General features: G+C 67.2%; 21 protein-coding genes and 1 pseudogene. 12 read left to right on the top strand and 10 right to left on the bottom strand.

Translation table 11 applies throughout. The features are described from left to right. Positions 1 to 4 precede the first annotated feature (4 nt). Entirely contained in the window at positions 5 to 820 is an 816-nt protein-coding gene (locus Atro_RS08475) for an IS5 family transposase (protein WP_497926666.1), read from the top strand. Between the two features lie 54 nt (positions 821 to 874). Here the strand turns inward: Atro_RS08475 and upp are convergent, their stop codons facing one another. Beyond that, complete coding sequence (gene upp, locus Atro_RS08470; RefSeq protein ID WP_497927226.1) at positions 875 to 1,513, bottom strand: uracil phosphoribosyltransferase; 639 nt, start codon at positions 1,511 to 1,513, stop codon at positions 875 to 877. A 192-nt stretch (positions 1,514 to 1,705) separates the two neighbouring features. Here upp and Atro_RS08465 point away from each other — a divergent pair, with 192 nt between their 5' ends. Continuing rightward, a complete protein-coding gene (locus tag Atro_RS08465) occupies positions 1,706 to 2,287 on the top strand; it encodes a hypoxanthine-guanine phosphoribosyltransferase (protein ID WP_497927225.1) in 582 nt (193 codons plus the stop codon). 36 nt (positions 2,288 to 2,323) lie between these two features. Then, positions 2,324 to 2,614, top strand: a complete 291-nt coding sequence (locus Atro_RS08460) for a PA4642 family protein (protein WP_497927224.1) — start codon at positions 2,324 to 2,326, stop codon at positions 2,612 to 2,614. Positions 2,615 to 2,680: 66 nt separating this feature from the next. On the opposite strand, the pseudogene mqo reads toward Atro_RS08460, so the two are convergent. Next, positions 2,681 to 4,209, bottom strand: a pseudogene (gene mqo / locus Atro_RS08455) (malate dehydrogenase (quinone)). 780 nt (positions 4,210 to 4,989) lie between these two features. Here mqo and Atro_RS08450 point away from each other — a divergent pair. Further along, positions 4,990 to 5,577 carry a YajG family lipoprotein gene (locus Atro_RS08450; RefSeq protein ID WP_497927223.1) on the top strand — a complete coding sequence of 196 codons (588 nt, stop codon included), beginning with the start codon at positions 4,990 to 4,992 and terminating at the stop codon, positions 5,575 to 5,577. An 89-nt stretch (positions 5,578 to 5,666) separates the two neighbouring features. On the opposite strand, the gene Atro_RS08445 is transcribed toward Atro_RS08450, so the two are convergent. Next, the gene (locus tag Atro_RS08445; RefSeq protein WP_497927222.1) at positions 5,667 to 5,849 is read right to left on the bottom strand and encodes a hypothetical protein; all 183 of its coding nucleotides are present in this window, start codon (positions 5,847 to 5,849) and stop codon (positions 5,667 to 5,669) included. A gap of 376 nt (positions 5,850 to 6,225) precedes the next feature. Here Atro_RS08445 and Atro_RS08440 point away from each other — a divergent pair, with 376 nt between their 5' ends. After that, positions 6,226 to 6,507 (top strand): hypothetical protein, encoded by a 282-nt coding sequence (locus Atro_RS08440; protein ID WP_497927221.1) that lies wholly within the window; start codon positions 6,226 to 6,228, stop codon positions 6,505 to 6,507. A gap of 21 nt (positions 6,508 to 6,528) precedes the next feature. Here Atro_RS08440 and Atro_RS08435 read toward each other — a convergent pair whose 3' ends face one another. Further along, positions 6,529 to 7,692: a 1-acyl-sn-glycerol-3-phosphate acyltransferase gene (locus tag Atro_RS08435; protein WP_497927220.1), complete on the bottom strand. Its 1,164-nt coding sequence runs from the start codon at positions 7,690 to 7,692 to the stop codon at positions 6,529 to 6,531. Positions 7,693 to 7,940: 248 nt separating this feature from the next. Between Atro_RS08435 and Atro_RS08430 the strand changes: the two genes are divergently transcribed. Beyond that, positions 7,941 to 8,558: an SOS response-associated peptidase gene (locus Atro_RS08430; protein ID WP_497927219.1), complete on the top strand. Its 618-nt coding sequence runs from the start codon at positions 7,941 to 7,943 to the stop codon at positions 8,556 to 8,558. A gap of 154 nt (positions 8,559 to 8,712) precedes the next feature. Further along, on the top strand, positions 8,713 to 9,534 hold the full coding sequence (locus Atro_RS08425; RefSeq protein WP_497927218.1) for a M48 family metallopeptidase: 822 nt from the start codon (positions 8,713 to 8,715) through the stop codon (positions 9,532 to 9,534). Positions 9,535 to 9,568: 34 nt separating this feature from the next. Here Atro_RS08425 and Atro_RS08420 read toward each other — a convergent pair whose 3' ends face one another. From Atro_RS08420 to Atro_RS08405, 4 genes are all read right to left on the bottom strand, one after another. Beyond that, positions 9,569 to 10,153, bottom strand: coding sequence for a TMEM165/GDT1 family protein (locus tag Atro_RS08420; protein WP_497927217.1), 585 nt, complete (start codon positions 10,151 to 10,153; stop codon positions 9,569 to 9,571). A gap of 231 nt (positions 10,154 to 10,384) precedes the next feature. Further along, positions 10,385 to 10,966, bottom strand: coding sequence for a TMEM165/GDT1 family protein (locus Atro_RS08415; protein WP_497927216.1), 582 nt, complete (start codon positions 10,964 to 10,966; stop codon positions 10,385 to 10,387). 235 nt (positions 10,967 to 11,201) lie between these two features. Further along, complete coding sequence (locus Atro_RS08410; RefSeq protein ID WP_497927215.1) at positions 11,202 to 12,203, bottom strand: methyltransferase; 1,002 nt, start codon at positions 12,201 to 12,203, stop codon at positions 11,202 to 11,204. Positions 12,204 to 12,250: 47 nt separating this feature from the next. Further along, the gene (locus Atro_RS08405; protein ID WP_497927214.1) at positions 12,251 to 13,213 is read right to left on the bottom strand and encodes a 2-hydroxyacid dehydrogenase; all 963 of its coding nucleotides are present in this window, start codon (positions 13,211 to 13,213) and stop codon (positions 12,251 to 12,253) included. A 168-nt stretch (positions 13,214 to 13,381) separates the two neighbouring features. On the opposite strand from Atro_RS08405, the gene Atro_RS08400 reads away from it, so the two are divergent. Continuing rightward, entirely contained in the window at positions 13,382 to 15,211 is a 1,830-nt protein-coding gene (locus Atro_RS08400) for a DUF1302 domain-containing protein (RefSeq protein ID WP_497927213.1), read from the top strand. A gap of 4 nt (positions 15,212 to 15,215) precedes the next feature. Here the strand turns inward: Atro_RS08400 and Atro_RS08395 are convergent, their stop codons facing one another. Beyond that, complete coding sequence (locus tag Atro_RS08395; RefSeq protein ID WP_497927212.1) at positions 15,216 to 16,751, bottom strand: L,D-transpeptidase family protein; 1,536 nt, start codon at positions 16,749 to 16,751, stop codon at positions 15,216 to 15,218. Between the two features lie 224 nt (positions 16,752 to 16,975). On the opposite strand from Atro_RS08395, the gene Atro_RS08390 reads away from it, so the two are divergent. The 3 genes from Atro_RS08390 (at position 16,976) to Atro_RS08380 (ending at position 19,356) form a co-directional block, all read left to right on the top strand. Beyond that, positions 16,976 to 17,689, top strand: coding sequence for a murein L,D-transpeptidase catalytic domain family protein (locus tag Atro_RS08390; RefSeq protein ID WP_497927211.1), 714 nt, complete (start codon positions 16,976 to 16,978; stop codon positions 17,687 to 17,689). A 131-nt stretch (positions 17,690 to 17,820) separates the two neighbouring features. Beyond that, positions 17,821 to 18,462 (top strand): MBL fold metallo-hydrolase, encoded by a 642-nt coding sequence (locus Atro_RS08385; RefSeq protein ID WP_497927210.1) that lies wholly within the window; start codon positions 17,821 to 17,823, stop codon positions 18,460 to 18,462. A gap of 189 nt (positions 18,463 to 18,651) precedes the next feature. Then, entirely contained in the window at positions 18,652 to 19,356 is a 705-nt protein-coding gene (locus Atro_RS08380; RefSeq protein WP_497927209.1) for a YiaD family glycine zipper/OmpA-like lipoprotein, read from the top strand. Between the two features lie 90 nt (positions 19,357 to 19,446). On the opposite strand, the gene Atro_RS08375 is transcribed toward Atro_RS08380, so the two are convergent. Beyond that, positions 19,447 to 19,740 carry a DUF3565 domain-containing protein gene (locus Atro_RS08375; RefSeq protein ID WP_497927208.1) on the bottom strand — a complete coding sequence of 98 codons (294 nt, stop codon included), beginning with the start codon at positions 19,738 to 19,740 and terminating at the stop codon, positions 19,447 to 19,449. Here Atro_RS08375 and Atro_RS08370 point away from each other — a divergent pair. Then, entirely contained in the window at positions 19,739 to 20,224 is a 486-nt protein-coding gene (locus Atro_RS08370; RefSeq protein ID WP_497927207.1) for an FKBP-type peptidyl-prolyl cis-trans isomerase, read from the top strand. The two genes, Atro_RS08375 and Atro_RS08370, sit on opposite strands and share 2 nt — an antisense overlap. Positions 20,225 to 20,248: the final 24 nt, after the last annotated feature.

Genomic DNA, 20,248 nt, shown 5'->3' with positions numbered 1-20,248 from the left:
AGTTATGCAGACGACAACCCGAAAACCCTACCCCACCGATGTCAGCGATGAGGAGTGGGCCTTCGTGGCGCCCTATCTGGCGCTGATGCCCGAATCCTCCGCCCATCGCGTCCACAGCCTGCGCGAGGTCTTCAATGCCCTGCGCTACATCGTCCGCGGCGGCCTGCTCTGGCGGCAGATGCCGCATGATCTGCCGCCGTGGCAGGTGGTGTATCAGCAGACCCGACGCTGGATCGAGGCCGGCGTCTTCGAGGAACTGCTGCATGATGTGCGCGAGTTGATCCGGGTGGCGGACAAGCGCAAGGCTCAGCCCAGCGCCGTGATCCTCGACAGCCGCACCCTGCAGTCGACGCCGGAAAGCGGCGCACGGGCCGGCTATGACGGGGCCAAACGCCGCAAGGGCTCGAAGGTGCATATGGCCGTGGATACGCTGGGGCAGTTGCTCGCCCTGCGGGTGACGCCCGCCAACGAACAGGACCGCGCCCAGGTGGCCGCCCTCGCCGAGCAGGTGCAGCGGGTGACCGGTGAGGCGGTGGAGGTTGCCTTCGCCGACCAGGGCTACAGCGGCGAGTCGGCGGCCCGACAGGCAGAGGCGCATGGCATCCAGCTGGAAGTGATCAAGCACACGGAAGCGAAGAAGGGCTTCATCCTGCTGCCCCGGCGCTGGGTGGTCGAGCGCAGCTTCGGCTGGATGGCCCGCTTTCGAAGACTGAGTCGGGACTACGAGCGTCTGGCCTCGACGCTGGCGGGCTTTCACTTCATAGCCTTTGTTTGCCTGATGTTGCCGACTGCTCTCAAGGCCTTGGCAGCACCAGGCTGATCAAGAAACGAACGGGTTAATAACAGGCTCTAGATCGTGAACAGGCTCAGAGCCTCAGCTCGGCTTCTGCTTGGTGCCGAACACCTTGTCGCCGGCATCGCCGAGGCCGGGGATGATGTAGCCGTTTTCGTTGAGGCGCTGGTCGATGGCCGCGGTATAGATGGTCACGTCGGGGTGGGTCTGCTCGAGCAGGCGGATGCCCTCCGGCGCGGCGACCAGCACCAGGGCGCGAATCTCCTTGCAGCCGGCCTTCTTCAGCAGGTCGATGGTGGCGACCATGGAGCCGCCGGTGGCGAGCATGGGATCGACGATCAGCGCCAGGCGCTGGTCGATCTCGCCGACCAGCTTCTCCACGTAGGTGTGCGCGACCAGGGTTTCCTCGTCCCGCGACAGGCCGACCACGCTGACCTTGGCGCTCGGGATCAGCCGCAGCACACCGTCCAGCATGCCGATTCCGGCGCGCAGGATGGGCACCACGGTGATCTTCTTGCCGGCGATCTTTTCCACCTCCACCGGACCGCACCAGCCGTGGATCTGGCAGCTCTCCAGCGGCAGGTCCTTGGTCGCCTCGTAGGTGAGCAGGGCGCCGACTTCCTGGGCCAGTTCGCGGAAGCTCTTGGTGCTGATGTCGGCGCGGCGCATCAGGCCGAGCTTGTGGCGGATCAGCGGGTGGTGGATTTCGTGGATGGGCATGAAGGGCTCCGACGCTCTGGAATGATGCCCGAATTAAAACACCGGCCCGGCGGAGAATGAATGGCGGCCATGCGCTGCCTGGCCGCAGGGCTTGCCCGCAGCCAGGACGCTGGGTAACGTTCCTGCTCCGATTGCCGGGGCCGGCTCGTTGCGGCGGGCCTTCAGCGCCCCCTACCAGCCGAGGTAAATGCCATGTCCGTCGATCTCGCCCATATCCGCCAAGTCATGGCGGAGGCCGATTGCCTGTTCAACCATGCCGAAGTCGAGGCGGCGATCGGGCGCGTCGCCGCGACGATCAACGCCGAGCTGGCCGAGCGCAATCCGGTGGTGTTCTGCGTGATGAACGGCGGACTGGTCTTCGCCGGCAAGCTGCTGCCGCTGCTGGGCTTCCCGCTGGAGCTGTCCTACCTGCACGCTACGCGCTACCGCAACGAAACCCGCGGCGGCGATCTGTTCTGGAAAGCCAAGCCGGAGCTTTCCTTCATCGACCGCGATGTGCTGATCATCGACGACATCCTCGACGAAGGACATACCCTGGCGGCGATCATCGACTTCTGCCGCCACGAGGGGGCGAGCGCCGTGCATACCGCGGTGCTGGTGGACAAGCAGCACCAGCGCAAGGCCACGCCGGATCTCAAGGCCGATTACGTCGGGCTGAGCTGCGCGGACCGCTACGTCTTCGGCTACGGCATGGACTACAAGGGCTACTGGCGCAATGCGGCCGGCATCTATGCGGTCAAGGGTTGTGAGACGCTGCCTGCCGAGCACGGCTAGAATGCGCCTTTTCCAGAGCCGTCAAGGGAGCGAAACATGCGCAAGAAAGACAAGAAGCAGGTGATTGGCGAGGAGATCAGCGAGGAGAAAATCCGCCTGTTCCTCGATGTCGAGCCGGCGGACGACACGCCGCCCGCCCTGCACAAGCTGATCAAGGCCTACCGGGGGCTGCGGGTGGACGATTTCGAGCGCTTCGTGGGCTTCTTCGTCGAGGCCGGTTACGACCTCGCGGCGCAGGACAGCCAGGGACGCGATTTCATCGCGCTGATCCAGGACCAGCGGCTCGCCGAGCCCTACATCGACATCGTGCGGGCCGCCCGGCGCTGAGCCGAGCGATCCCCGGAAACGAAAAAACCGCCTGTTCAGGCGGTTTTTTCATGGCCGGCGATCCGATCAGCTATCGGCGCTGGCGGCCGCGGGCACGGCCTTGGCCGGGCTAGAAACCAGGCCCAGGCGCTGGTTCGAGGAGGCCTGGACGCTACGGTACAGCTCGGACTTTCCTGCAGGTCCTTGGCCGAGGCCTTGAAGATCTCCTTGAGACGGGCGGTCCACTGTTCGGACTTCATCCGCTCGGCGAAGCAGCGCTGCAGCAGGTCGAGCATGGCCGACACGGAAACCGAGGCGCCCGGAGAGGCTCCCAGCAGCGCGGCGATCGAACCATCCGCGGCCGCGACGATCTCGGTGCCGAACTCCAGCTTGCCGCCGCGCTCGGCATCCTTCTTGATGATCTGCACGCGCTGGCCGGCGATTTCCAGGCGCCAGTCCTGCGGGTTGAACTCGGGGTAGAAGCCGCGCAGGGTCTCCAGGCGATCGCCCATGGACTGCTTCACTTCCTTGATCAGGTAGCGGGTCAGGTCCATGTTGTCGCGGGCCACGGCCAGCATCGGGCCGATGTTGCTCAGACGGATCGACTTGGGCAGGTCGAGGAACGAGCCGTGCTTGAGGAACTTGGTGGTGAAGCCGGCGTAGGGTCCGAACAGCAGGGATTTCTTGCCGTCGACCACGCGGGTGTCGAGGTGCGGCACCGACATCGGCGGCGCGCCGACCGCGGCCAGGCTGTAGACCTTGGCTTGGTGCTGCTTGACCACCTCGGGGTTGTCACAGCGCAGCCACTGGCCACTGACCGGGAAGCCACCATAGCCGTGGCCTTCCGGAATGCCGGACATCTGCAGGAGGGGCAGGGCGCCGCCGCCGGCGCCGAGGAACACGAAACCGGCCTTGATGACGCGGCTCTCGCCGGACTTGCTGTCCTTGACGGTGACCTGCCAGCCGCTGCCGTCGCGCTCGAGACCGGTGACCTTGTGGTCGTAGCTGACCGCGACATCGCTCTTGCTGGTCAGGTGCTGCAGCAACTGGCCGGTCAGGGCGCCGAAGTTGACGTCGGTGCCGCCCTGAGAACGGGTTGCGGCCAGGCGCTCGCTCGGGTCGCGGCCGGCCATCATCAGCGGCATCCACTCGTTGAGGGTCGCCTTGTCCTCGGTGTATTCCATGTCGGCGAAGCAGTGGTGCTGCTTCAAGGCCTCGAAGCGCGTCTTGAGGAAGCCGATGTCCTTGTCGCCGCGCACGAAGCTCAGGTGCGGCACGGGGTTGATGAAGGACTGCGCCGCGCCGAAGCTGCCCTGCTCCAGCAGGTAGGCCCAGAACTGCTTGGAAACCTCGAACTTGGTGTTGATCTCGACGGCCTTTTGCGCCTTGACCGAGCCATCGGCCGCCTGCGGGGTGTAGTTCAGCTCGCACAGGCCGGCATGTCCGGTGCCGGCGTTGTTCCAGGGGTTGGAACTTTCCAGGGCATCGGAGTCCTGCATTTCGATGATTTCCAGCTTGATGCCGGGATCGAGTTCCTTCAGGAGCACGCCCAGTGTCGCGCTCATGATGCCGGCGCCGACCAGCACCACATCAACTTCGTAATTTTTCTGCGCCATTAACGCCTCCAAATCTGCAACACCAAATTGGCAGTACGACCTTGCACCTGATCCTCAGGCGTCTGGCTGCGCCGTTGCACCACTCGAGGGTGCTCCGGCCGCCCGGTCGGCCTGTTATCCGTTGTTCCTTGACGGGCACCTGCCGAATACTCGGCTGTGCTCACACGGGACACCTGCGTGGCTGCCGGGAAAACGGGCGGGTTTTCCGTCCCGGCAATTAGCGACTCTCGTCGCGGCATCCATTCGGCCGGCCCTAGCGGGTAGACCCCGATCTCTCGGTCACTGGATTGTCGATGGCGAAGAAGCATCAATGTTCGCTCGGGACGCGTCGTCGTTCATTGCTCGCCACACTCTTTTGAAGTAGTGAAAAAACCGCATTGCCACGCTCTTTTGAAGTCGAGGCCCTTGTTCAGTCGTTGTCTCGGGCACGCCAATACCCGGGCGTAGCGAGACAGGCTGCGTCCTTGCAAGCGACAGTGTTCTGCGCGATGGGCGGAAAATAAAACCGATGCCGACAATGGCGGCGGGTGGCGACTCTCTGCGGGAAGTCGTGCCAAATGGCGCTGCACGGCTGTGCATGACGATGCCCGATCAGGAGCAACCTTATAATCGGGGGTCGAGTATAGCGCCAAATCAACAAAGTTGACCCTTTGGCTTTAGTTTTATTCCGGGGCCCCCCGCGCGGTGCGAAGGGCTGCGCTCCGGGGCCGTGACGCCGGCTGCGGGCGGCTGCCGAGGCCGTTATACTGCGCTTCCCTCGCCACTTCTGGAGAATCGAGCATGCTGCATCGTCTGTTGCTTGGCCTGGTCGCCATCGCCAGCCTGGGACTGGCCGGCTGCGCCCTCAGCCCGCAACAAATCACCCCCGAGCCCAAGCTCAACGCGCCACTCGTTGCGGTCGGCAGCGGCCAGCCCGTCGTCGTGCGGGTGGTCGACGGGCGCGCCTCGCCGAACCTGGGCACGCGCGGCGGGCTGTATCCGGAAACCAGCGCGATCGTCGTGCGCGGCCAGGATGTGCTGCCCCGGCTGCAGACCCAGGCCGAGACGGCGGTGCGCCTGCTCGGCTTCACCCCGTCGCCCAATGCCTACAACGCGCCGCAGCTGACCCTGACCCTGGCCGAGCTGAAATACCAGTCGCCGAAGAAGGGGATGTATGTCACCGAGGCGGATATCGGCGCGACCTTCCGGGTCGATGTGCAGAACAGCGGGCGCCGCTACAGCGGCCGCTATGGCGCCTCGCTGAACCAGCGCTTTGGCATGGCGCCGAACCAGCAGACCAACACCAAGCTGATCGGCGACGTGCTCAGTGATGCGCTGACCCGTGCCTTCAAGGATCCGGCCATCGGTCAGTTGCTGCTGGGGCGCTGAGGCGGGATTCGTGCAGCCCGGTCCGCTTGCCGGAGCCGGGCTCGCTTCCGGGGGCGATGCTGGTTCCAGTACCGTAGGGCTTCGCCCTGTCAGGCGGCCTTGGCGTAGCGTCTCTTTGGCCGACTGGCGGCGAGCAGTTCGTAGTGCTCGTGGCCGCCCAGCCGGCAGTAGTCCAGCCAGTCCTGGTCGTGGACGCAGAAGTCCAGTCCGATGCGCTCCTCCAGCTCGTCCTGCAACTCGGTCGGGCGTTCGAGGGATTCAGCGTGCTGCATGTCGGTTCCTCCATGGCTGATCGGTTGCCTTGCCTCATGGCTAGGGCTTCAGACTGTAGGGCGGTCGGATGACCGTTTTCCGACGGAATCAGAACTCCGACGACTCATTGGCGAATTTGGTCGAAAGTAGCGCTTATAAGGCGCTTGGCTTGCATAGAATAGGGATGAGTCTTCTCTGTCCGCGGCGAGGCTTCATGCAAGCTGCCGGCCAGTTGCTTTTGCGGGATGCACGGCGATCGCCAAGCCGTTCTGCGACAGGAGTTTTCTCCGTTTCCGCAGCAGACGCTGGCGCTCTCCGCCGGTTGGAGAACGACTTGTCTTTCCCTGTTGTGGTGCGCGCGGCTTCTCTGTGCACCTCTCCGATGCGGAGGTTTTGATGTTACTGCCGGCCCCTGGGTTTCCCTTGCCGCTTGCCCCGTCGCTGCTGCTGAATGCCGTAGCCTTGTTCTTCGCTCTCGCGGGGAGCTGGCTGCTGCTGGCCACCCGCCTGCGCGAGCAGCGTGCCCTGGCACGCCTGGCCGGCGAGGGGGAACTGGACGAGGAGGGCACCTGGTCGCTGGAGGCGGCGACCGGGCGGGTCAACCGCTTCTTCTACTGCTTCGGCGCTGGCACCCTGCTGCTGGCCCTGCTCCTTTCCTGGTGCAGCACCCGGCTTTGACCGGGTGCGGCGCTGTCGTTCCTACAGCGGCAGGCCGGCCTTGACCCGATACTGGTTGCGCACCGGGTTGGCGTATTGCTGGACCAGATAGGGGCGCTGCTCTTCCGGGCAGGCGGCCAGGCGCTTCTGCCATTCCGCCTCGGCACGGGCGACTTCCTCGGCCGGAAACAGCTCCGCGGCGGTCGGCACCTGCAGTTGCGGATCGCGTCCGGCATGCATGGCATAGGCCAGGTAATGGACGGGAAACAGCCGGTAGTTGCCGAGGATCCGCCGGTCGATCTCCGCAGCGAGCTGCTTGGCATCTTCCGGCAGCGTTTCCGGCGGCGCGCCGAAGTGGATGTGCACCCGTCCCTTGTAGCCGGTGATGCCGAGGGCGATGCTCTGGTCGTCTTCGCCCGGCGCCTTGGTATAGCTGCCGGTAGTGGCGCGAATGTACAGCTCGCGGGCCTTGGCCTGGTCGCAGGGGTCGTACTCGTAGCTGATCGACACCGGTGTCAGGTTGAGAGCCTTCACCACCTCGGCGAAGGGTTCGTCCTTACGGCTCATGTGGAACATCTTGAGGATCGCCGAGTCGGTGCGGTCGTCGCCGTCCTTGGCGCGGCCTTCGGCCTGGGCGATCCAGATCGATTCGCCTTCCTCGCGGATCGAGTAGTTGATGTAGGCGGAAAGCAGCTGGTAGGCGGCGAGCTTCTCCCGCCGCCCGCTCAGCGAGCGATGCACGATGAAGCTCTTGTTCAGGCGCATCAGGTCGCTGACGAAGGGCTTCTGCAACAGGTTGTCGCCGATGGCGATGCGCGGCGTGCGCAGTCCGGCATGGTAGATCGCGTAGTTGACGAAGGCCGGATCCATCACGATGTCGCGATGGTTGGCGAGAAAGAGCCGGGCCTTGCCGGGCCGGAGCTGTTCGACGCCGCTGTAGGTCACGCCATCCGTGGCACGCTCGATGGTGTGGTCGACATAGGCTTCGATCTTCGTCTGCAGGGACGCGACGCTGTCGATGCGGGCGAACTCGGCGCGCAGGCGCAGGGCGATGAGCGGTTTGAGCAGCCAGCCGAGCGGCCCGGCCAGGCGTGGAAAGCGGAAGCGGGTAAGAATGTCGAGAAAGTCGGCGTCGGCGATCAGCCGTTGCAGAACGGCAGGGACTTCGGCGTCGGCATAGGGTCGGATGGCATCGAATTCGCCCATCATGTGCTCTTGATCAGGACTGGGTAGATAAACAAAGAGGCGGAGGTGCGGGCCTGCGCCTCCTGTCGCGGGGGAAAATCGGCTGGGCATTATAGCGGCAACTCGGCGGACTCCACGATGCCGGAAACGCGCCGCTGGTGGTGGTTTTGCCGTGGCGAAACGGTCGGGTCACGGCTACCTGGCCCCGACGGCTGGCGCCGCTACAATGGTGAGGCCTTTTTCCTCTCCTGCCCCGAGTGCTTGCCATCATGAGTGGACGCTATGCCCTGTTTCGCTGGACTCCGGCCCTGGCTGCCCTGCGCGGCTTTCCCGTGGATCTGGCGCCGCACTGGAGCATCGCCCCGGCCGCCCGGGTGCTGATGCTGCACGCTGTGGACGGCGAGCGCGAGGTGGCGCTGGCACGCTGGGGGCTGACTCCGGCCTGGCTGACCGACCTGTCGCGTACCCCAGCACATGCCCGGGCGGAAACCCTGGCCGAGCAGCCGATGTTCCGCGAAGCTTTCCGCGCGCGGCGCTGTCTGCTGCCGGCCAACGGCTTCTACGAGTGGCGAGGTAGCGCGCGCAAACGCCCCTACTGGATGACCGGCGCGGCACCGCTGTTGCACTTTGCGGCGATCTGGGAGGCCTATTCGGCCGGCGGGCAGGTCTACCTGAGCGCCGCCATGATCACCCAGGCGACGGCCGGCCAGCGCCGGCCGCTGATTCTCGGCGAGGCCGAGCAGGCGCTCTGGCTGGATGCCGCCAGTTCCCCGGCCGCGCTGCAGGGGCTGCTGCTGCAGCCCGCACCGGCCCTGCGCGAACGGGCCCTGGCAGCGCTGGTCAACGACCCGCGGCTGGATGCCCCGGAGTGCCTGACGCCGGCCTGAGCCAGGGCGCCGCGGGAACTTTCCGGGCTGCCGGCGCTCTCTTGCCGGCCCCGCTTCTGGGGCTGGCTTATCGCTATTATCCATTCTTCGGCCCCGGTTGCCGCCCCTGTGCCGGCGACCTAGCATACAGGCCGTGTTCGCCAGGAGTACCCCCATGGGCAAGTCTTCCTATCTCACCGGTGTAGCCGTCGCCCTGCTGCTGTCGGGCTGCCAGCCCGTCCAGACCACCAGCGGTGGCGCAGTGGGAGTCGAGCGCAAGCAGTACATGTTCAGCATGCTCTCCACCGAGCAGGTCAACCAGATGTACGCCCAGTCCTATCAGCAGACGCTGAGCGAAGCCTCCGGCAAGGGTGTTCTGGACACCGGCAGCGAGAATGCCCGGCGCCTCAACGCCATCGCCCAGCGGCTGATCGCCAAAGCACCGCTGTTCCGCGCCGATTCCGCGCAGTGGCAGTGGGAGGTCGCGCTGATCGACAGCGACGAGCTGAACGCCAGTTGCGGGCCGGGCGGCAAGATCATCTTCTACAGCGGGCTGATCGAGAAACTGCAACTGACCGACGACGAGATCGCCGCGGTGATGGGGCACGAGATCGCCCATGCTCTGCGCGAGCACGGCCGCGAGGCGATGTCCAAGGCCTATGCCGTGCAGATGGCCAAGCAGGGGGCCGGCGCGCTGCTCGGCGTGGGAGAGGCCGGTATCGCCCTGGCGGATGTGGCGGTGGAGTACGGCATGACCCTGCCCAACAGCCGCAGCAACGAGAACGAGGCCGACCTGATCGGCCTGGAGCTGGCCGCTCGCGCCGGCTACGACCCGAACGCGGCGATCACCTTGTGGCAGAAGATGAGCCAGGCGGGAAACAACGGCACGCCGCAGTTCATGAGCACCCACCCCTCGCCCGGCAACCGCACGGCGGCGCTGGAGGCGGCGATTCCCAAGGTCATGCCGCTGTACCGGCAGGCCCGGGGCGGCAACTGAAGCTGCCCCCGGTCGGGGGCAGCGCAGCCGGTGTCTACAGCCAGCCGGCCAGCTTGGCGGTCTGATAGCCCGAATAGATCGCCAGACAGATGAAAGCCAGGGCAGCGATCCGGCGGATCAGTTTCAGCGGCAGGTTCTGGGCGACGAAGTTGCCGGCCAGCAGGATCACCGGCGCGTTGGAAACCACGATGCCCAGCGTCGTGCCGACCGCCACGAAGAAGGGATAGGTGTACTGCGCGGCCAGCACCACGGTGGCGACCTGGGTCTTGTCGGCCATCTCGGCGAAGAAGAAGGCGATGGTGCTGGTCAGGAACGGGCCGTAGCGCTTGAGCTTGGAGTCGTCGTCGTCGCCACGCTGGTCGGGCAGCAGGGTCCACACGGCGATCGCGGCGAAGGCCAGGGCGAGCATGCCGTTCAGCGCGACTTCCGACAGGTAGCGGGCGAACAGATGGCCGACTTCGGCGGCGAGGAAGTGGTTGGCGAGGATGCCGATGAGCATGCCCCAGACGATCGGCCATGGCTTGCGGAAGCGCAGGGTCAGCAGCATGGCCAGAAGCTGGGTCTTGTCGCCGATCTCGGCGAGGATGGAGATCTGGGTGGGGATGAAGAGTGATTCCATCGGATTTCCTGGGGGCGGGACGACAGTCTTCCAGGACACGCGCGCCTCCCCGCCCCGGGAGTGAGGGACGCGTGTCATACCTTGGCATGTATACGACGGGCCTGGAGCGCACGCGTCATGACCGGACCTGGCGACAGGCCGCGGCGGGCGGGAGAGAACTCCCCTAGGACGGCGGACATTGTGCCCAAGGGGGAGGGGCCGGGCAAGCGCGACCCCCTTTGGACGAAGGGCTTACAGCCAGCCGGCCAGTTGCATGGCCTGGTAGCCGGTGTAGACGGCCAGGGCGGCGAAGCCGGCGGCGGCGATGCGGCGGATCAGGGTCAGCGGCAGGCGGTCGGCGGCGAAGTTGCCAGCCAGCACCACCGGCACGTTGGCGATCAGCATCCCCAGCGTGGTGCCGATCACCACCAGGACGAAGTGCGGATACTGGGCGGCCAGCATCACCGTGGCGATCTGCGTCTTGTCGCCCATTTCGGCGAGGAAGAAGGCGATCAGGGTGGTGAGGAACGGGCCGTAGCGCTTGAGGCCGGACTCCTCGTCCTCGTCCAGCTTGTCCGGAATCAGCGTCCAGGCCGCCACGGCGGCGAAGGCGGCGGCGAGGATGGCGCTCAGCGTGGCGGGCGAGAAGAAGCCGGCGACCCAGTTACCGACCGCGCCGGCGGCGAAGTGGTTGGCCAGGGTGGCGACGACGATGCCCCAGATGATCGGCCAGGGCTGGCGGAAGCGGGCGGCGAGAAGCAGGGCGAGCAGTTGCGTCTTGTCGCCAATTTCGGCCAGGGCAACGATCAGGGTGGGGACGAAAAGGGATTCCATCGAATTTCCTGCGGGGGCGGGTCGACACGGTTCCATGACGCGCACGCCTCCCCGCCCCGGCTAGAGGTGTGCGCGTCATGGGTCTTGTCAAACCCGGCGGCCTGCGTGGGCCGGGGTCGCACCCGCCATGGCCTGTGGGCCAAGCATGTTGACGGGTGCCGGGCGAGCGGCGCTCGCGGGAGACTACTCCCCCAGGACGGCGCGCATTGTGCCCAAGCCGCCGCCGGTGGGCAAGTCAGCGCGCCCGGACTGCGCGGTAGACGCGAAAGCCGTGGGCCTCGGCGAGCACCTGGCAGGAGCCGAGATGGCGCTCGATCAGCGGCGGGTACTTGAGAAAGCTGTTGGCCACCAGACGCAGCTCGCCGCCGGGACGCAGGTGGCGGGCGGCCTCGCGCAGCAGCGTCTCGGTGGCCTGGTAGTCGGTGTGCACGCCCTGGTGGAACGGCGGGTTGCTGATGATCGCTGCCAGTTCGCCGGGAGCGGCCTGGATGCCGTCGCCGCCGATCAGCTCCGCTTCCAGGCCGTTGGCTGCCAGGGTCAGGCGGGTGCTGGCCAGGGCGAAGGCGTCCACGTCCAGCAGGCTCACCCGGCTCGGCGGATAGCGTCGCTTGAGCGCCGCGCCGAGTACGCCGGCACCGCAGCCGAAGTCGAGCAGATCCCCCGGCGGCAGTCCGTCGAGGTGCTCGAGGAGCAGGGCGCTGCCGCGGTCGAGGCGGCCGTGGCTGAACACCCCCGGCAGGCTGATCGCCTCGAGCGCACCGTCGGCCAGCTCGAGCCGGTAGCGCTGGGCGCGCTCTTCCAGCACGGGGGCCGGAGGAGCCTGCTCCACCGTCACCTGCCACAGCTGGCAGTGTCGGGCACTGTCCAGCTTGCGCGGCCGGCCGAAGGCCTGCAGCTGGCGGGCGGCGCTCTCGATGCCGCCGCGCTTTTCTCCCACCAGGTACAGCTCGCCGCCGGGCAGGCGGGCAGCCAGGACATCGAGCAGGTAGCGGGTCAGCTCGGCGGACTTGGGCAGGAACAGCACGGCGGCGGCGAAGGGCCGCTCGCCGGGGGCGACGCCGAACTGGCAGCGTCCGGCGAAGCGCGTGGCCAACGCGGCGTGCTCCCCGGCCTGCCAGCTCCAGCCGTGGGCGGCGGGCAGCCGGCCGAGCAGGTCGTCGGCAGGCAGGCCGGCCAGCAGCAGATCGCCGCCGAACAGCTCGGCCTGGCGCAACAGCACTTCGCTACGCGGGTCCATGAAACATCCTCGGAAAAAGCCCGCAGCTTAGCAGAGCGGCTTTCGGCTCAGGCGACCTGACGCTTCGGCGTGCCGGCGAAATGGGCCAGGGCGTTTTCCGCCAACTGGCCGACGATGCGCTGGCGCGCCTCGCGGCTACCCCAGGCGCTGTGCGGGGTGAGGATCAGCCGCGGGATATCCGGCGCCAGCAGCGGATTGCCGTGGCGCGGTGGCTCCTCGCTGAGCACGTCGCAGGCCGCGCCGCCCAGGTGGCCGCGGCGCAGGGTGTCGGCCAGCGCCTGTTCGTCGACCAGCCCGCCGCGGCCGGTGTTGATCAGGAAGGCGTTGGGCTTCATCGCCTGCAACTGCTCGGCGCCGATCAGGTTGCGGGTCTGCTCGGTCAGCGGGCAGTGCAGGGTCAGGGCATCGATCTGCGGCAGCAGCTTGGCCAGTGGTAGACGGTCGGCGCGCTCGGGGCGGCCCGGCAGCTGGCCGAGCAGCACGCGCATGCCGAAGGCTTCGGCCAGCCGGGCAACGGCGCTGCCCAGTTCACCGTGGCCGAGCAGACCGAGGGTCTTGCCCTCCAACTCGACGATGGGGAAGTCCAGCAGGCAGAACTGTGTGGCCTGCTGCCAGCGGCCGGCGCGGATCGCCGCCTGGTAGTCGGGCAGGCGGGTGGCCAGGGCGAGCAGCAGCATCAGGGTGTGCTGGGCCACCGAAGGCGTGCCGTAGCCCTGGCAGTTGCACACCGCCACGCCCAGCGCGCGGGCGGCGGCGAGGTCGACGTTGTTGGTGCCGGTGGCGGAGACCAGCACCAGCTCCAGGTCGGGGCAGGCGGCCAAGGTTTCCGCGCTCAGCGGCACCTTGTTGACGATCGCTACCTGGGCGCCGGCGAGCCGCCCGGCCGCCTCGCCGGCGCTGCTGGCGTCGTGCAGCACGAGCTCGTCGAAGGCCAGGCGCAGCGGGGCGAGGTCCAGATCGCCGAGGTCGAGGGAGGCATGGTCGAGGAAAACGGCGCGACGCTTGTTCATCGAGGATTCCTTGGCAGGGAAGGGGACAGGGGGCGAGCCTAACAGAGATGTTCCGTTCGGCGTGAAGGGCGCTTGCCGGCTGGCGGTAGCCCGGTGGAGACAGGGACAATAGACGCTTTGCCCATCGGGCCGGAGCGGAGACCTGCGGCCCTGTCCTGGAGTGTCACGATGCCATCCTTTCCCGTCCTCCGGCCCCTGGCCGTCGCCTGTGCCGCCTCGCTGGCTGCGCCGGCCGGCGCCGTGAGCTTCAACATCGGCCCGCTCGAGGCGCAGCTCGACTCCAGCCTGACGCTGGAAACGGCCTGGTCGACGGACAAGAAGGACAGGGACCTGATCGGCGCCGACGGCGGACGCGGCCTGTCGTCCATCTCCGACGACGGCCGGCGCAACTTCAAGCGCGGCGAGACCTTCGCCAAGCGCCTGCGCGGCGTGCACGGTCTGGAGCTGAAGCGCGGCGACAGCGGCCTGTACCTGCGCGGCGACTACTGGTACGACTTCGAACTGCAGGATGAGCAGCGACTGTTCAAGGATATCGACGACAGCAACCGCAAGGAGGGCGCCCGGCCCTCCGGCGCCCGGCTGCTGGATGCCTTCGTTTACCGCAACTACAGTCTCGGCGACCTGCCGGGCTCGCTGCGCCTCGGTCGGCAGGTGGTGAACTGGGGCGAAGGGCTGTTCCTGCAGGGAGGCATCGATGCGATCAATCCCCTCGATGCGCAGACCTTTCACCGTCCCGTCACGCAGGTCCGCGAAGGGCGGCTGCCGGTCGCCCTGCTGCACCTCGCCCAGAGCCTGAACGATGCCTTCGGCGTGGAGGCCTTCTACCAGCTGGCCTGGGACCAGACCCTGACCGACAACTGCGGCACCTTCTTCTCGCAGGCGGACATGCTGGCCGACGGCTGCGACCGCAACCTGGTGGTCCTCGGCGGCCAGGCCGGCGCGCTGAGCGCCGCCGACATCGACGCGCTGCAGGCGCAGGGCGTCGCCTGGAGCCCGCCCGACCAGGGCGTGCTGGTGCGCCGCAGCGGCGACCGCGATGCCCGCGACGGCGGTCAGTGGGGGATCGCCCTGCACTATTTCGCCGAGCCGCTGGACACCGAGTTCGGCGCCTACTTCATGAACTATCACAGCCGCGCGGCGATCTTCAGCACCGCCAGCGCCTCCGCCGCGGCGTTCGCCACGCATCTGCCGCAGACGCTGCAGCCGCTGGCGGCGGCCGGCAATGCGCGCTATTTCGTCGAATACCCCGAGGACATCCGCCTGTTCGGCCTGAGCTTCTCCACTACGCTGGCCTCCGGGACCCGCTGGCGCGGCGAGCTCAGCTACCGGCCGAACGCCCCGGTGCAGCTCAACATCAACGATCTGCTCGGCGCCACCCTGACGCCGCTGGATCCCGCCGCGGCGCTGCTGCAGACGAGCCCCGGACAGGAGGTCCACGGCTACCGGCGCAAGGAGATCACCCAGGTGCAGACCGGCTTCAGCCACGACCTCGATGGCGTGATGGGCGCCAGCCGCCTGACCCTGCAGGGGGAGGTCGGCTGGACCCACGTCGGCGGGCTGGAAGGTGCGAGCAAGCTGCGCTACGGCCGCGATCCGGTATTCGGCGTCGGCCCGCTGCCGGACGGCGCCTGCCAGGCGCAGAACGCCGCCACCCTGGCGGGCGGTTCGCAGCAGAACCTCGGCCGCTACTGCGAGAGCGACGGCTTCACCACCCGCGACTCCTGGGGCTACCGGCTGAAGGCGACCTGGGCGTACCGCGACATCCTGCCGGGCCTGGACCTGAAGCCGGGACTCGTCTGGTCCCACGACGTGGACGGCTATTCCCCCGGCCCCGACGGCAACTTCGTCGAGGGCCGCAAGGCGCTCGGCCTCGGGCTGGATGCCGATTACCTCGACACCTACAGCGCGGGGCTGTCCTACACCGACTTTTTCGGCGGCGAGTACAGCACCCTGGTGGACCGCGACTATCTGCTGCTGAGCCTCGGCGTGCGCTTCTGAAGGTTCAGCGCATGGCCTGCAGTGCCGCGAGGATCTTTTCGTCGTGGGCGTAGATGTCCGGGCGGAAGGTCAGTTGGCCGCTGTCGTCGACCTGCGCGGTCCAGTAGGCGAGCAGGATCGGCACCGGTTTCGGCAGGTTCAGGTTGCGCGTCTTGCCGCTGCCGAGGATCTCCTCGAAGCGCTGGCGCTCGGCCGGGCTGGCGCCCTCCAGCAGCAGGTCGGTGAGCTGCATCGCTCGTTCCACGCGCACGCAGCCGGAACTCAGGGTGCGCGTCTCCTTGGCGAACAGGTGCTGGCTCGGCGTGTCGTGCAGGTATACCGAGAAGGGGTTGGGGAAGCGGATGGCGATCTGCCCGAGCGGATTGTGCGGGCCGGGGTCCTGGCGCAGCATGATGCCGCTGGGATTGTGCCAATCGACGCTGCGCGGGTTGACCTCGTTGCCCTCGTAGTCGATCACCTTGAGGTTCTGGTTGGCCAGAAAGCCGATGTTGCGCTGGATCTGCGGCAGCTTGTCCTCGCGCAGGATGGTCGGCGGTATGGTCCAGGTCGGGTTCAGGGTCAGGTGGGTGACCTGCGACTTCAGCAGCGGCGTGGGGCGGGCCGGGCGCCCTACCTGGGTGCGCGTCTGCCAGCGCGGCTGGTGGTCGCGGAAGAAGGTCAGCTGGGCGCCGGCGACATCGACCAGCAGCAGGGTCGGCTCCATTTCCCGGGCCAGCCAGCGGAAGCGTTCGAGGTTGACGCGGACCTGCTCCAGACGGGCGGCGGGCGTGATGTTCAGCTCCACCAGGGTGGCCGGACCGATGACGCCGTCGTCGTCGAGAAAATGCCGGGCCTGGAAGCGCTTCACGGCATCGACCAGCCGCGGCGTGTAGCGTTGACGGTCGCTGCCGGGGCGAGCTGCCTCGGTCAGATAGCCTTCGCCGGCCAGGCGCTGTTCGATCTGGGGGACGCGCTCGTCGGTCATGCCCGGACGCAGCAGGTCGCCTTCCGGCACGCGCCGCCAGTTGCGCGGCGGATTCTGGCGCAGTTCCGCATAGGCCTGGCGTAGCGCGCGATAGGGGGCGAAGTCCGGGCGGGCCGCGGCGAAGGCGGCCGGCAGGTCGTCCAGCTGGGTCACCGCGAAGGCCGGAAACAGTACGGGCGCGGCCGGCACGAGACTGTTCGGCGAGCGCCAGAGGGGCTCGGCCTGGTTCTGGTCGAGCTGGCCATAGGCAAGATGGCGCAAGGCTTGCAGGTAAGCATGGGTGGCGAGGACATCAGTGCAGGCATTCTGCCGCGGATGGCTGGCCGGGTCAGCGGCCAACTGGCGCAGGCTGGCGAGCTGGTAGCGGGCCGGATCCAGGCCGTCGTCGGCCAGATGGGTGAGCTGCTCGAGCAGTTTTTCCAGGCGGGCGTCGGTTGCCCAGGCATGCTGGTAACCGAGCTGGCGGTAGAAGGCCGACAGCGCCTCCAGGCCGAAGCCGTCGAGCGTGATGGCCGGAGAGACGCAGCTCAGCGAAGGCTGCGCCAGTTGCTGGCGGATCGCTTCGTCGCCGGGCAAGGGGGCGGCCGGGTCCGCCAGGGCAACCCTGGTTGCCAGGAACAGGCCGGTTAACAGAAGTGTGCACTTTTTATACAATTGCTGGCTCCCAAGCCTGCTGAACATTCGGATCGCAGGTTGCCGGCTAGACTGCAATCAACTGGCGTCCATGATCAACCCAATTGCCCGGCGAGGCAAAGGGGCCCCGATCGTTCGCCACCCAACCAGAAAGAGGCGCGTTCTCCATGTCCACTCTTTTCCGGCTGCTCATTTTGGCGGTGGCGGGCTTCGTCTTTTCCGCCCACGCGGCACCGGCTCCTCGTTATTACCTGCTCGACAGCCTGTCGAGGGCCGCTCCGACACTGAATCGCAAGGTGCTGGACAGCGCCCTGGCGGCCATGCAGTGCGCCATCAACAACGGCTCGGCGCCGGCCCAGCGGCTGGCGGTCATCGACTTCTCCCTGCCGTCGTCCCAGCGTCGCCTGTGGATCTTCGATCTCGTGCGCCGGCGACTGCTGCTGGAGGACTTCGTCGCCCACGGGCAGCAATCCGGGGAGGACTACGCCACGCGCTTCTCCAACCTCGAAGGCAGCCATCAGTCGAGCATCGGCCTGTTCCGCACCCAGGAAAGCTACGAGGGCCAGCACGGCTACTCGCTGCGCATGGATGGTCTGGAGCCGGGCATCAACGACCGGGCGCGCGAGCGGGCCATCGTCATCCACGCCGCCGACTACGTGAGCCCGGCCTGGATCGCCCGCGAAGGCCGCCTCGGGCGCAGTCACGGCTGTCCGGCGGTGCGTCCGGAGGTGGCGCGTATGGTGGTCGACAGCCTCAAGGGCGGGCAGTTCATGTTTTCCTACTATCCCGACCAGAAATGGTTGGCCTCATCCCTTTACCTGAACTGCCGGCCCAAGCGGGTCGCCGCCATCCTGGCGTCGACGGCCGGGGCGGACGGCTGAAGGCGTGCCGACCTCTGCTGAGAACGGGACCGGAAGGGGGGCGCTTTGCCGTATATGCTGCGCTCGAAATGCTCGACGTTTCTTCGCAGTGTGCCAAGATGGCGCACCGAAGCTTCCGGAGCCCCCTCCCCATGACCGCGCCCACCGCGATGATCCGCGAAACCTTCCCCGTCGGCCCCCTGCAGTGCAACTGCACCATCATCGGCGATCCCGTCAGCAAGAAGGCCATCGTCATCGACCCGGGCGGCAATCCGGAGCTGATCCTGGCGCGTCTGCAGCGCCATGGACTGAAGGTGGTGAGCATCATCCATACCCACGCCCATCTTGACCATTTCCTCGCCGCCGGACAGCTCAAGGAGCTGACCGGCGCGACCCTGCACCTGCACCAGGGCGACCAGTTCCTCTGGGATAACCTGGAGATGCAGTGCCGCATGTTCGGCGTGCCTTACACCCCGGTGCCGGCTCCCGACCAGTGGCTGAGCGACGACGAGGAGCTGGCCTGCGGCTGCGGCGTCGCGCTGCATACGCCGGGGCATACGCCCGGCTCGATGAGCTTCTGGTTCGCTGAGGCCAAGCTGCTGATCGCCGGCGACACCCTGTTCCACCGCAGCGTCGGCCGCACCGACCTGTGGGGCGGGGATGCGGCTGCGCTCAAGCGCTCGATCCGTCAGCGCCTCTACACTCTGGATGAGGAGGCCACGGTGGTCACCGGCCACGGCCCCGATACCTGCCTGGGCGACGAAATGCGGGAGAATCCCTTCGTCCGGGCCTGAAGGCGCCGGGCGGACCAGGGCTGAGTGTTCGCCCGGCGTTGAAAAGGGGCACGGAATGCCCCATCGATAGCGGGTAAATTCCCTTCTTCGGAACCCTGCAAATCGGGGAGGGAATCTCCCGCCGTTTTCGTGTTCCAACCGCCCTCCCTTCTGCGAGGGGGCTGATGAATCTCTGAGGAGCTGTACTGCATGTTTACTCCGTCTCGCCTGTTGATCGCCGCGACTGCCATGGCGCTGCTGGCCGGTTGTGCTACCAACAACAATCCCTACCAGACTCAGGACCAGACCCAGGCCGGGAGTCAGGGCGGCATCGGCCGCACCGCCAAGTATGGCGGTCTCGGCGCGCTGGCCGGCGCTGCGGCCGGCGCGCTGATCGACCATGACAACCGCGGCAAGGGCGCGCTGATCGGCGCGGCGGTGGGCGGTGCCGCCGGCGCCGGCTACGGCTACTACGCGGACAAGCAGGAAGCCCAGCTGCGCCAGCAGATGGCCGGCACCGGCGTCGAGGTCCAGCGCCAGGGCGACGACATCAAGCTGATCATGCCCGGCAACATCACCTTCGCCACCGGCTCGGCGGAGATCGCCAGCAACTTCTATACCCCGCTGAACGATCTGGCGACCTCCTTCAAGCAGTACGACCAGAACAGCATCGAGATCGTCGGCCACACCGACAGCACCGGTTCCTACCAGAACAACCTGAGCCTGTCGCAGCGCCGCGCGCAGAGCGTGGCCAACTACCTGGTCGCCCAGGGCGTCAACGGCGCGCGGGTGAACACCCGCGGCGCCGGTCCGGACATGCCAGTGGCCAGCAACGCCACCGAATCCGGCCGCTCGCAGAACCGCCGCGTGGAGATCAACCTGCGGCCGCTGCCGGGGGCTACCCAGCAGCCGTAAGCCGCGAGGCTTCGCGCAGTGGGAGAGCCCGGCCGATGCCGGGCTCTTTCGTTTCGACCGGCAGTGCCGACCGCAGGTTGCGTGTGGCCATCACTCCTCCCGAAGTCGCGCCCTCAGGCACCAGCCGCAGGAAAAGGGTTGGCCGATCAGGCGCCGGCGACGTTCCGGGTCGAGTACCCAGGGGCGGTTCTGCCAGGGCGGCTGGTGACGCAGGTGCTGGGTGTGCCCACAGGACAGCACCGCCACCCAGTGGCCGTCGGCATCCTGGCGGAAGCCGGTCAGGCGCGGCATCGCGGCCCGCTCGTCCTCGCTCGGTTCGCTTTCCCGCGAGGCGGCGGTTACACTCGTGGCTTCATTCTTATTTTGCAAAGGTTGTTCGCTCATGCTGATCGCCGCCAACAAGGCCGTCTCCATCGACTATACCCTGACCAACGATGCCGGTGAGGTGATCGACAGTTCCGCCGGCGGTGCGCCGCTGGTCTACCTGCACGGGGCCGGAAGCATCATCGTCGGCTTGGAGAAGGCGCTGGAGGGCAAGCAGACCGGGGATGAGCTGAAGGTTTCCATCGAGCCGGAAGAGGCCTACGGCGAGTACAGCCCCGAGCTGGTCGCCACCCTCAACCGCGCCATGTTCGAAGGCGTCGACGAGCTGGCGGTGGGCATGCAGTTCCACGCTTCCGGCCCGGACGGCAGCATGCAGATCGTCACCATCCGCGATCTGGATGGCGACGACGTGACCGTCGACGGCAACCACCCGCTGGCCGGTCAGCGGCTGACCTTCCAGGTCAAGGTGGTCAATGTGCGCGACGCCAATCCGGAAGAGATCGCCCATGGCCATATCCATGGCGAGGGTGGTCATCACCACTGAAGCCGGCCCCGGCCGACTGCAGAC

This window comes from Azotobacter tropicalis, from assembly GCF_059739045.1.
The sequence above is the reverse complement of the archived record's forward strand: the minus strand, read 5'-3'. Positions and strand labels throughout refer to the sequence as shown.

Bases quoted from the DNA above. Each gene is read 5' to 3' on its own strand.
- Atro_RS08410 (WP_497927215.1), bottom strand. From the start codon at position 12,203: ATGGACCCGCGTAGCGAAGTGCTGTTGCGCCAGGCCGAGCTGTTCGGC.
- Atro_RS08425 (WP_497927218.1), top strand. From the start codon at position 8,713: ATGGGCAAGTCTTCCTATCTCACCGGTGTAGCCGTCGCCCTGCTGCTG.
- Atro_RS08370 (WP_497927207.1), top strand. From the start codon at position 19,739: ATGCTGATCGCCGCCAACAAGGCCGTCTCCATCGACTATACCCTGACC.
- Atro_RS08375 (WP_497927208.1), bottom strand. From the start codon at position 19,740: ATGAGCGAACAACCTTTGCAAAATAAGAATGAAGCCACGAGTGTAACC.
- Atro_RS08385 (WP_497927210.1), top strand. From the start codon at position 17,821: ATGACCGCGCCCACCGCGATGATCCGCGAAACCTTCCCCGTCGGCCCC.
- upp (WP_497927226.1), bottom strand. From the start codon at position 1,513: ATGCCCATCCACGAAATCCACCACCCGCTGATCCGCCACAAGCTCGGC.
- Atro_RS08475 (WP_497926666.1), top strand. From the start codon at position 5: ATGCAGACGACAACCCGAAAACCCTACCCCACCGATGTCAGCGATGAG.
- Atro_RS08460 (WP_497927224.1), top strand. From the start codon at position 2,324: ATGCGCAAGAAAGACAAGAAGCAGGTGATTGGCGAGGAGATCAGCGAG.
- Atro_RS08380 (WP_497927209.1), top strand. From the start codon at position 18,652: ATGTTTACTCCGTCTCGCCTGTTGATCGCCGCGACTGCCATGGCGCTG.
- Atro_RS08445 (WP_497927222.1), bottom strand. From the start codon at position 5,849: ATGCAGCACGCTGAATCCCTCGAACGCCCGACCGAGTTGCAGGACGAG.
- Atro_RS08465 (WP_497927225.1), top strand. From the start codon at position 1,706: ATGTCCGTCGATCTCGCCCATATCCGCCAAGTCATGGCGGAGGCCGAT.
- Atro_RS08430 (WP_497927219.1), top strand. From the start codon at position 7,941: ATGAGTGGACGCTATGCCCTGTTTCGCTGGACTCCGGCCCTGGCTGCC.
- Atro_RS08435 (WP_497927220.1), bottom strand. From the start codon at position 7,692: ATGGGCGAATTCGATGCCATCCGACCCTATGCCGACGCCGAAGTCCCT.
- Atro_RS08450 (WP_497927223.1), top strand. From the start codon at position 4,990: ATGCTGCATCGTCTGTTGCTTGGCCTGGTCGCCATCGCCAGCCTGGGA.
- Atro_RS08400 (WP_497927213.1), top strand. From the start codon at position 13,382: ATGCCATCCTTTCCCGTCCTCCGGCCCCTGGCCGTCGCCTGTGCCGCC.
- Atro_RS08390 (WP_497927211.1), top strand. From the start codon at position 16,976: ATGTCCACTCTTTTCCGGCTGCTCATTTTGGCGGTGGCGGGCTTCGTC.
- Atro_RS08405 (WP_497927214.1), bottom strand. From the start codon at position 13,213: ATGAACAAGCGTCGCGCCGTTTTCCTCGACCATGCCTCCCTCGACCTC.
- Atro_RS08420 (WP_497927217.1), bottom strand. From the start codon at position 10,153: ATGGAATCACTCTTCATCCCCACCCAGATCTCCATCCTCGCCGAGATC.
- Atro_RS08415 (WP_497927216.1), bottom strand. From the start codon at position 10,966: ATGGAATCCCTTTTCGTCCCCACCCTGATCGTTGCCCTGGCCGAAATT.
- Atro_RS08440 (WP_497927221.1), top strand. From the start codon at position 6,226: ATGTTACTGCCGGCCCCTGGGTTTCCCTTGCCGCTTGCCCCGTCGCTG.